Here is a 9930-nt window from a genome sequence, read left to right on the forward strand (position 1 = left end):
ATGCGGGGCTCACGTGCATTGAGTCGGCATAACTCAACTTGACTGCCTAAGGGGAGATCATGGCTGCTGAGTCCGCGCCGTTCACACCGCTCACCCTGCCCGTGCTGCCGCTCGACGACGAGGTCGTGCTGCCGGGAATGGTGGTTCCGCTCGACCTCAACGACAACGACGTACGCGCCGCGGTCGAGGCCGCGCAGGCCGCCGCCCGGTCCGAGCCCGGCAAGCCCCGGGTCCTCCTGGTCCCGCGCATCGACGGGGCGTACGCGAGCACCGGCGTGCTGGGCACGGTCGAGCAGGTCGGCCGGCTGGCCGACGGCGACCCGGGCGCCCTGATCCGCGGCCGTGGCCGCGTGAAGATCGGCGCCGGCACCACCGGCCCCGGCGCGGCGCTGTGGGTCGAGGGGACGAGGATCGACGAGAGCGTCCCCGACCCCCTGCCCGGCCACGTCACCGAGCTGGTCAAGGAGTACAAGGCGCTCGCCACCGCCTGGCTGCGCAAGCGCGGCGCCTGGCAGGTCGTCGACCGGGTGCAGGCCATCGAGGACGTCTCCGCCCTCGCCGACAACTCCGGCTACTCGCCCTTCCTGACCACCGCGCAGAAGGTGGAGCTGCTGGAGACCGCCGACCCGGTCGCCCGCCTCAAGACCGCCACCCGGCAGCTGCGCGACCACCTCGCCGAGCAGGACGTCGCCGAGACCATCGCCAAGGACGTCCAGGAGGGCGTCGACAAGCAGCAGCGCGAGTTCCTGCTCCGCCGCCAGCTGGAAGCCGTCCGCAAGGAACTGCGCGAGCTGAACGGCGAGGAGCAGGGCGAGGAGTCCGACGACTACCGCGCGCGCGTCGAGGCCGCCGACCTGCCCGAGAAGGTCCGCGAGGCCGCCCTCAAGGAGGTCGACAAGCTGGAGCGGTCCAGCGACCAGTCCCCCGAGGGCTCCTGGATCCGCACCTGGCTGGACACCGTCCTCGAACTCCCGTGGAACGAGCGGACCGACGACGTCTACGACATCCGGGGCGCCAAGGCGATCCTGGACGCCGAGCACGCCGGTCTGGACGACGTGAAGGAGCGGATCACCGAGTACCTCGCGGTGCGCAAGCGCCGCAGCGACCGGGGCCTCGGCGTCGTCGGCGGGCGGCGCGGCGGCGCCGTGCTCGCGCTCGTCGGCCCGCCCGGCGTCGGCAAGACCAGCCTCGGCGAGTCCGTCGCCCACGCCATGGGCCGCAAGTTCGTCCGCGTGGCCCTCGGCGGCGTGCGCGACGAGGCCGAGATCCGCGGCCACCGCCGTACCTACGTCGGCGCGCTGCCCGGCCGGATCGTGCGGGCGATCAAGGAGGCCGGGTCCATGAACCCGGTCGTCCTGCTCGACGAGATCGACAAGGTCGGCTCCGACTTCCGGGGCGACCCGGCGGCGGCCCTGCTGGAGGTGCTGGACCCGGCGCAGAACCACACCTTCCGGGACCACTACCTGGAGGTGGAGCTGGACCTGAGCGACGTCGTCTTCCTCGCCACCGCCAACGTCCTGGAGGCCATCCCGGAGGCCCTGCTCGACCGTATGGAGCTGGTCCGCCTCGACGGCTACACCGAGGACGAGAAGGTCGTCATCGCCCGTGACCACCTGCTCCCGCGCCAGCTGGAGCGGGCGGGGCTCGCCAAGGACGAGGTCACTCTCGACGAGAGCGCGCTGCGCAAGCTGGCCGGCGAGTACACGCGCGAGGCCGGTGTGCGCACCCTGGAGCGGTCCATCGCCCGGCTGCTGCGCAAGGTCGCGGCCCAGCACGAACTGGCCGAGCGGGAGCTGCCCTTCACCGTCCGCGAGGAGGATCTGCGCGATCTGATCGGCCGGCCGCACCACGTCCCCGAGTCCGCCCAGGACCCGGCCGAGCGGCGTACGGCCGTACCGGGTGTCGCGACCGGGCTCGCGGTCACCGGCGCCGGCGGTGACGTCCTCTTCGTCGAGGCGTCCCTGGCCGACCCGGAGACGGGCGCCGCGGGCCTGACCCTGACCGGTCAGCTCGGCGACGTGATGAAGGAGTCGGCGCAGATCGCGCTGAGCTTCCTGCGCTCCCACGGCGCCGAACTGGAACTGCCGGTGGCCGACCTGAAGGACCGGGGCGTGCACATCCACTTCCCGGCGGGCGCGGTGCCCAAGGACGGCCCGAGCGCGGGCGTCACGATGACGACGGCCCTGGCGTCGCTGCTGAGCGGACGGCTCGTCCGCACCGACGTGGCGATGACCGGCGAGGTCTCCCTGACCGGCCGCGTCCTGCCCATCGGCGGGGTGAAGCAGAAGCTGCTGGCCGCCCACCGGGCGGGCGTGACGACCGTCGTCATCCCCAAGCGCAACGAGGCCGACCTGGACGACGTCCCGGCGGAGGTGCTGGACAAGCTCGACGTCCACGCCGTCACGGACGTCCGCCAGGTCCTGGAGCTGGCGCTGTCCCCGGCGACTAACGGGGCCGTGCCGGAGGTTCCGGTGGCGGCGTGACGGACGCCGCCGGACGAGGGAAGGCCCGGTTCTCCTGAGGGAGACCCGGGCCTTCGCCCTGCGCGGGGTCAGCCACTCCGGCGCCACGGGAAGCTACGCACGTAGAACGAAGGGCCCAGGCTGCGAAATACTTGAGGAGCTGCGGCAATGGCGGAAACGGGCGAGAAACTTTCAGCGCGGGAAACCTGATCAGGAGTGCTGACGTGCACGAGGACGGAAACGGCGACGGACGCGGGAGCGGATCCCAGGCGTCGCCGAGCGGTGTGGACCCGGAGTTCCTCTCCCTGGAGCGGGAGCTGACGGTGCTGCTGCGCCGGGCCCGCGCCAACCAGGGCGAGATGGCCCGCGAGGTCCACCCCGACCTGGAGTCCGCCGCCTACGGCCTCCTCGTCCGGCTGGAGGAACTGGGCCGGCAGCGGGCGACCGAGCTGGCCGCCTACATCGGCGTCGGCAAGGCGACCATGTCCCGCCAGCTGCGTGCCCTGGAACAGCTCGGACTCATCGCCCGCGCGCCCGACCCGGCCGACGGGCGCGCCTGGCTGGTCGACCTCACCGAGGAGGGCCGAACCCGGGTCGGCCGCGTCCGGGAGGCGCGCCGCGCGCGGTACGTCAGCCAGCTCGCCCACTGGGACCGCGGCGAGGTCTCCGAACTGGCGCGGCTCCTCCACGAGCTGAACCAGGGCATGGCCAAGTAGGCCCACCTCAAGGGCTCAAGCGGCTCCGCAACAGGGGCTCACAGCTCCACGTACACGGCCGTGGCGTCGTCGTGCGTCTTGGCCCGCCCCAGGAACACCCGCTCCGCGTCCGTCCGTTCCAGCTCCCGGACCCGCTCCACCACCGCCTGCGCGCCCTGCTTGGCGACGAAGGCGAACAGGTCCGTCCAGTCGCCCTCGCGGAACGTCTCCACCCAGCGGGTGACCCCGTCGCTCAGGGCGGCCAGGGCGGCCACGCCCTCGCGCGGGACGGAGCCGGTCACCGCGCGAGCGGCCACCGACGGGTCCGCGGCGGCCGTGAAGAAACCGCCTTCCCTGTTGCGGGCGCGGGTGTCGCAGATCTCCGCGCTGGCGAGCAGGGCCCGCGGCACCCGGTCGAGGCGGTCGTCGCGGACGGCCGTGACCGTGCCGCCGGGGGAGGCCAGCAGCAGGGCCGAGTCGGACAGCACCAGGTAGTCGACCGTCTCCGGCGACCAGCGCGCCACGACCACGGTCGCCTGTGGCGTACGCGGGTGAGAAAGGTCACAGGTTCCGGCGTGCGCCTCGGCGGTACGGGTGAGGGCACGGCTCAGCGCCTCGGCCAGGGGAACATCCGGGAGGGAAACGGTCAGTTCGGTCAGGGCGCCGCCCAGCCGTGCCGTGAACCACGGAACCGAATGCCGACAGCCCGAGCCGCCCGGGGGCGGCGTCACCCCGTCCAGGAGGACCAGCGAACCGCCCTGTCCGGAGGCGGGAAGTCCGACACTCGCGAAGTCCTCGTTGGGCAGGCCGCGATCACCGGGCTCCGACACAAGTTCCGTACGCATCCCGCCAGTCTGCACGACCCCTTCACGCCCTCCACGAAAGGCTGGCAACGCCCGCCGGGTCGCCGCACCCGCGCAGGTCAGACGCCTGTTTTGGGCGGGAATGAAGCACTCCGGGAAGGCGTGGCGGCGAATACTGCCAAAGGCTGCCGCTCACGTCCAACCGGCCCGCCGGGCAAGGCCGTCGCACACGCCGGAGGAACTTGCCCGCCAACTCCCCTCCGATGTTCACTCCTTCGGGTGGCGGGGCATGCGATGCGCGAACCCTGCCCACCGGCACTGGGAGGGTCGGGAACCGTACCGGACAGGACACACCAGTTGACGGAGTGTCATCCGGCCCATGGGTAAACGAGTCAGGAATGCGAGCACCGGTGCAGAAGACGCGGCCTCGGCGCCCAGGCAGCAGGACGGCCTCCGAGGGGGGCGCGGAGCGCGCCCCTGTCGGCAAGGGCCGTCCCACCCACGTACGCAACCGGCTGATCGTCGCGGTGGCAGTCGTCGCCGCCACCATCGCCGCGGCGGGCGCGCCCTCCGTCCTCGACGCCTCCGGGCAGTTGAAGGACTCCCAGGACCTGGTCACCCTGGCCGAGCAGACCCAGGACGCGCTCGCGCTCGCCCAGGCGCTCGCCGACGAACGCGACGAGGTCACCGTCTACGTCGCGGCCGGCCGCACCAAGGCCAAGGCGCCCTCCCCCGAGGGCAGCGCCCGCGTGGACCGGCATGTGCGCGAGCTGACCGCCGACACCGACACGCCCACCGCGCTCCGCAAGGACCTCGACGGCATCGCGACCGTGCGCCAGGAGGCCCTCACCGGCCGGAGCACCGCGCTCCAGGCCCACCAGGCGTACTCCGAGGCCATCACCGAGCTGCACGGCCTGGCCGAGCTGCTCGCCGAGCAGATGCCACCCCGCGCGGGCTCCGGCGCGTACGCCCTCGCCGAACTGGACACCGCCGTCCAGCAGGCCGCCGCCACCCGCGGACTGCTGCTCGCCGCACTGAACGTGCCGACGTCCACCGAGAGCGTCTACGACCCCGTCACCGGCCGGACCTCCACCGAGAAGGTCTCCTCCGACGCCGACACCGAGCAGCGCGACGCCCTGACGGCCGCCGCCCAGCAGGCCCGCCTGCGCTCCGACGCGTCCCTCGGCGCCTTCCGGGAGAGCGCGCCCGAACCGGCCGTCGAGTCCTACGACTCCACGGTCACCGGCGGCGACGTCGAGAACGCCGAGAAGTACCTGACGTCCCTCACGGACCAGCCGGAACTGAGCGACGACGAGCTCGACACCAGCACCAAGAAGCTCGACGCCGCGCTCGCCGCCCGTGTCGAGCTGATGCGCGGCACCGAGGCCTCCCTCTACGACCGCCGCACCAAGGACCTCGCCCAGCTGCGCGACGACGACGTCACCGCGCTGGAGATCCGCATCGCCCTGCTCGGCGCGCTGATCCTGCTGGCCATCGGCATCGCCACCGCCATGGCCCGCAGCCTCACCCGCCCGCTGGCCGTCCTGCGCATCGGCTCCGCCCGGCTGGCCGGCGCCGAGAACCCGGCGGCCGAGGAGCCCGTCCGGTTCACCGGCCGCAACGACGAGTTCGCCCAGGTCGTCCGCTCCGTGAACGCCCTGCACGAGCATGCCGCAGCCCTCCACGAGCGCGTCACCACCCTGGAGTCCGACCGCAAGCACCTCGTCGGACAGCGCCAGCGGATGGCCGACGCCCGCGAGGAACTGCGCGCCGAACTCGCCGACTCCGCCGCCCAGCTGGACCGGCTGCGCGGCAGCATCGGCGGCACCTTCGTCAACCTCTCGCTGCGCACCCTCGGCCTCGTCGAACGCCAGCTCGCGGTCATCGAGGGCCTGGAGGAGCGCGAGCAGGACCCCGACCGGCTGGCCACCCTCTTCAAGCTCGACCACTTCGCCACCGTCATGCGCCGGCACAGCGAGAACCTCCTGGTCCTGGCCGGCACGGAACACGTCCAGCAGCACGCCGGCCCCATCCCGCTGGTCGACGTCGTCCGCGCCGCCGTCAGCGAGATCGAGCGCTACGAGCGCGTGCGCATCTCCGCGCTCCCGCCGCACGCGCACGTGGCCGGCTTCGCCGCCGACGACCTGAGCCACCTCCTGGCCGAACTCCTGGAGAACGCCACCTCGTTCTCCCCGCCGGACCTGCCCGTCGAGGTCTCCGGCTGGCTCCTGGAGAACGGCGAGGTCATGCTCTCCGTCCAGGACGAGGGCATCGGCATGACCGAGGAGCGCCTGAGCGGCCTCAACGCCCGCCTCGCCGCGTTCGCCCCGGACACGCCGTACGAGCAGGAGGGCGAGGAGGGTCTCGGTCTCGGCCTGTACGTCGTGGCGCGGCTCGCCCACCGGCACGGGGTGCGCGTGCAGCTGCGCGAGCAGAAGCAGGGCGGGATCGCGGCCGTCGTCGTCCTCCCGACGCCCCTCCTCGCCACCTCACCGGCCGCCGCGGTCCCCGCGTCCGCCCCGGCCGCCGGCACGCACACCTTCTCGCTCCCCGGCGCGGACGCGGAGGCCAACTCCAACGTCCTGCCGGGCCGGCCGAAGACCGGCGGCGACCCGCTGGTCGAGGCCGCCGAGCGGGCCGTACAGGCGGCGGAACCGGAGACTCCGGCCGAGACGACGATGGAACTCCTGATTCCGGCGGAAGCGGAGTCGGAAGCGGCACCGGATGCGGAAGCGGAGCAGGAGACGGCGGCCACCGAAGCCGCCGCCCCCGAGCCCGCGGACACCGAGGCCGAGGACGACGCGGAGCACACCCGCACCCCCGACGCCTCGGAGGAGATCGTCACCGACAAGGGTCTTCCCAAGCGCACCCCCAGACTCACCTCGTCCACCCCGGCCCCCCGCCAGCGGAGCGGATCCGTGGACGCCGACGCCCTCCGCCGCCGCCTCGGTGGGTTCCGCCGGGGGGCGGAGGCCGGTTACCGCGATGTCGAGGCGGAGATCGCCGAGCAGACGGGCCAGAACAAGGTCCCGTCACCTCAAGAAGCACACGCACACGCCGCAGAAGACACGGGGGGCACAGTCGAGGAGGCAAGCAGTTGACCGCGCCCAGTACCTTCGGACTGAGCAGTGAAGCCCGTAACCTGCACTGGTTGTTGACCAACCTGGTGGAGGAAGTCCCGGGCATCCAGTCAGTCGCCGTCGTCTCCTCCGACGGTCTGCTCCTGCTCTCCTCGGACCCGGGCCGCAACGACGCGGCACGCCAGTCCCTGGAGGCCAAACCCACCGGCCCGCGCGGTTCCGCCGCCGACCTGGCCACCATCGTGTCCGGCATCGGCAGCCTCACCATCGGCGCCGCCAAGCTCATGGAGTTCGGCGGTGTGAAGCACACGATGGTCGCCATGGACGAGGGCAGCCTCTTCGTGATGTCGATCAGCGACGGCTCGCTGCTCGGTGTGCACGGCTCCGCCGACTGCGACATGAACGTGGTGGCCTACCACATGGCGCTGTTCGTGGGCCGGGCCGGACACGTCCTGACCCCCGAACTCCGCACCGAGCTGCGCAAATCCCTGGAACCGGAGACGACGGGGAGCAGCCGATGAGTACGGCGCCGAAGAACCGCAGGCAGCAGCTCCCCGTCCGGGGCGGCGACCGCAAGCCGGCCCGCGTCCGCCCCTACTCGCTGACCGGCGGCCGTACCCGCTTCGGTCATGTCCTCCTCGTCGAGACGTTCGTGGCGACCACGGCCGAAATCGAGGCGGCCGAGGAGCGCAAGGAACTGACGAACGGCTCCCTCACCACCCGGGTGATGCCGGAGATGCGGGCCATCGTCGAACTGTGCCGCCGGATGCGCACGGTGGCCGAGATCGCCGCGCTGCTGAAGATGCCGCTCGGCGTGGTCCGGGTGCTCCTCAGCGACCTCGCGGACCAGGGAAAGATCCGTGTGTACGGCACCGGGACCGGTCACGGTTCGGGCCGTCCCGACCGCGCTCTGCTGGAAAGGGTGCTGAGTGGACTCCGTCGTCTCTGACGCCGACACCCCGTTCGGTGTCTCCCCACTCCTCGACGAGCCGGACGAGGAGCTGAAGTCCTGGCAGACGGACCGTACCCGGGCCCCCGTCGCCACGAAGATCGTGGTCGCCGGCGGCTTCGGCGTAGGCAAGACCACCCTCGTCGGCACCGTCTCGGAGATCACGCCCCTCCAGACGGAGGCGCTGATGACCGAGGCCAGCGAGGAGACCGACGACCTCACCGGCACCCCGGACAAGGTCACCACCACGGTCGCCATGGACTACGGCCGCCTCACGCTCGACGACGACCTGGTGCTCTACCTGTTCGGCACGCCGGGCCAGCAGCGGTTCTGGTTCATGTGGGACGACCTGGTGCGCGGCGCGATCGGCGCCGTCGTCCTCGCCGACACCCGCCGGCTGAAGGACTGCTTCCCCGCGCTCGACTACTTCGAGAGCTGCGGGCTGCCGTACGTCGTGGCCGTCAACCACTTCGACGACAGTGAGCGGTTCGAGCCGGAGGACGTACGGGAGGCGCTGACCATCCCGAAGCACATACCTGTCATGATCATGGATGCGCGTCGCCGGATCTCCGTGATCGAGACCCTCCTGGCCCTGGTGGGCCACGCGCTCGACGAAACCCCCGAGTAGGAGACAGCCCCGCATGCGGAAGATACTCGTCGTCGGAGCCGGCCAGTCCGGTCTCCAGCTCGCCCTCGGCCTCCAGTCGCACGGGTACGAGGTCACCCTGATGTCCAACCGGACCGCGGACGAGATCCGCGCCGGCCGGGTGATGTCGACGCAGTGCATGTTCCACACGGCCCTTCAGCACGAGCGCGACCTCCAGCTGAACTTCTGGGAGCAGCAGGCCCCGAAGATCGAGGGACTCGGCGTCTCGGTGGCCGCCCCCGGCTCGCACGACCCCGGCCCGACCCAGCGCGCCATCGACTGGGTGGGCAGCCTCGACGGCTACGCGCAGTCCGTCGACCAGCGCGTGAAGATGGCCGGCTGGATGGAGACGTTCGCGCAGCGCGGCGGCCAGCTGGTGATCCACGGCGCGGCGGTCTCCGACCTCGACTACTTCTCCCGCGCCTACGACCTCGTCCTCGTCTCCGCGGGCAAGGGCGAGCTGGTGCAGATGTTCGGCCGCGACGCCTCCCGCTCCCCGTACAGCGAGCCGCAGCGCGCCCTCGCGGTGGCGTACGTCCACGGCCTCGGCCCGCGCCCGGAACACCCGGACATGGAGGCCGTCCGCTGCAACCTGGTGCCCGGCGTCGGCGAGATGTTCATCATGCCGACGTTCACCACCTCCGGCCGCGCCGACATCCTGTTCTGGGAGGGCGTACCCGGCGGCCCGCTGGACGTCTTCAACGGCGTCAAGGACCCGGCCGAGCACCTCGCCCTGACCCTGGAACTCATGGAGAAGTTCCTGCCCTGGGAGTACGCGCGGGCCACCAAGGTCGAACTGACCGACGCCGGCGGCACGCTCGCCGGCCGCTACGCGCCGACCGTCCGCAACCCGATCGGCCGCCTGCCCGGCGGTGGCATGGTGCTGGGCGTCGCCGACGTGGTCGTGGCCAACGACCCGATCACCGGCCAGGGCTCCAACTCCGCGTCCAAGTGCGCGGCCTCCTACCTCGCCTCCATCCTCGAGCAGGGCGAGAAGGAGTTCGACGAGGCGTGGATGCGGGCGACGTTCGACCGCTACTGGGACACGGCCCAGCACGTCACCAAGTGGACGAACGCGATGCTGTCCCCGCCGCCGGAGCACATCCTCAACCTCATCGGCGCGGCCGGCCAGCTCCAGCCGGTCGCCGACCGCTTCGCCAACGGCTTCAACGACCCCGCCGACTTCGAGAACTTCTTCTACGAGCCGGAGAAGACGGCGGCCTATCTGAAGTCGGTGACTGGAGCCTGACCGGCTTCTGACCAGCACTTTGACGGTCGTCTTTGGTCGTTGTTGG

General features: G+C 71.8%; 8 protein-coding genes. 7 read left to right on the forward strand and 1 reads right to left on the reverse strand.

The window, feature by feature from the left end; all coding sequences use genetic code 11:
* Window positions 1–59 precede the first annotated feature (59 nt).
* Window positions 60–2483, forward strand: a complete 2424-nt coding sequence (gene lon, locus ACFWJX_RS35485; RefSeq protein WP_383250437.1) for an endopeptidase La — start codon at window positions 60–62, stop codon at window positions 2481–2483.
* A gap of 203 nt (window positions 2484–2686) precedes the next feature.
* Entirely contained in the window at window positions 2687–3178 is a 492-nt protein-coding gene (locus tag ACFWJX_RS35490; RefSeq protein ID WP_383250438.1) for a MarR family winged helix-turn-helix transcriptional regulator, read from the forward strand.
* Between the two features lie 38 nt (window positions 3179–3216).
* Here ACFWJX_RS35490 and ACFWJX_RS35495 read toward each other — a convergent pair whose 3' ends face one another.
* Window positions 3217–4002, reverse strand: a complete 786-nt coding sequence (locus ACFWJX_RS35495; RefSeq protein WP_383250439.1) for a protein phosphatase 2C domain-containing protein — start codon at window positions 4000–4002, stop codon at window positions 3217–3219.
* 368 nt (window positions 4003–4370) lie between these two features.
* On the opposite strand from ACFWJX_RS35495, the gene ACFWJX_RS35500 reads away from it, so the two are divergent.
* From ACFWJX_RS35500 to ACFWJX_RS35520, 5 genes are read left to right on the forward strand one after another with little or no spacing between them, the layout of a single operon-like run.
* Complete coding sequence (locus ACFWJX_RS35500) at window positions 4371–7061, forward strand: nitrate- and nitrite sensing domain-containing protein (RefSeq protein WP_383250440.1); 2691 nt, start codon at window positions 4371–4373, stop codon at window positions 7059–7061.
* Window positions 7058–7561: a roadblock/LC7 domain-containing protein gene (locus ACFWJX_RS35505; RefSeq protein ID WP_383250441.1), complete on the forward strand. Its 504-nt coding sequence runs from the start codon at window positions 7058–7060 to the stop codon at window positions 7559–7561. Before ACFWJX_RS35500 ends, ACFWJX_RS35505 begins: the two co-directional genes overlap by 4 nt.
* Window positions 7558–7989: a DUF742 domain-containing protein gene (locus tag ACFWJX_RS35510; RefSeq protein ID WP_383250442.1), complete on the forward strand. Its 432-nt coding sequence runs from the start codon at window positions 7558–7560 to the stop codon at window positions 7987–7989. The genes ACFWJX_RS35505 and ACFWJX_RS35510 overlap by 4 nt, the downstream gene beginning before the upstream one ends.
* Window positions 7970–8617 (forward strand): ATP/GTP-binding protein, encoded by a 648-nt coding sequence (locus ACFWJX_RS35515; protein ID WP_073491374.1) that lies wholly within the window; start codon window positions 7970–7972, stop codon window positions 8615–8617. Before ACFWJX_RS35510 ends, ACFWJX_RS35515 begins: the two co-directional genes overlap by 20 nt.
* Window positions 8618–8630: 13 nt before the next feature.
* Complete coding sequence (locus ACFWJX_RS35520; protein ID WP_383250443.1) at window positions 8631–9884, forward strand: styrene monooxygenase/indole monooxygenase family protein; 1254 nt, start codon at window positions 8631–8633, stop codon at window positions 9882–9884.
* Window positions 9885–9930: the final 46 nt, after the last annotated feature.

The sequence above is a fragment of the Streptomyces sp. NPDC058335 genome (genome assembly GCF_042723915.1).
Classification (GTDB): Bacteria; Actinomycetota; Actinomycetes; order Streptomycetales; family Streptomycetaceae; genus Streptomyces.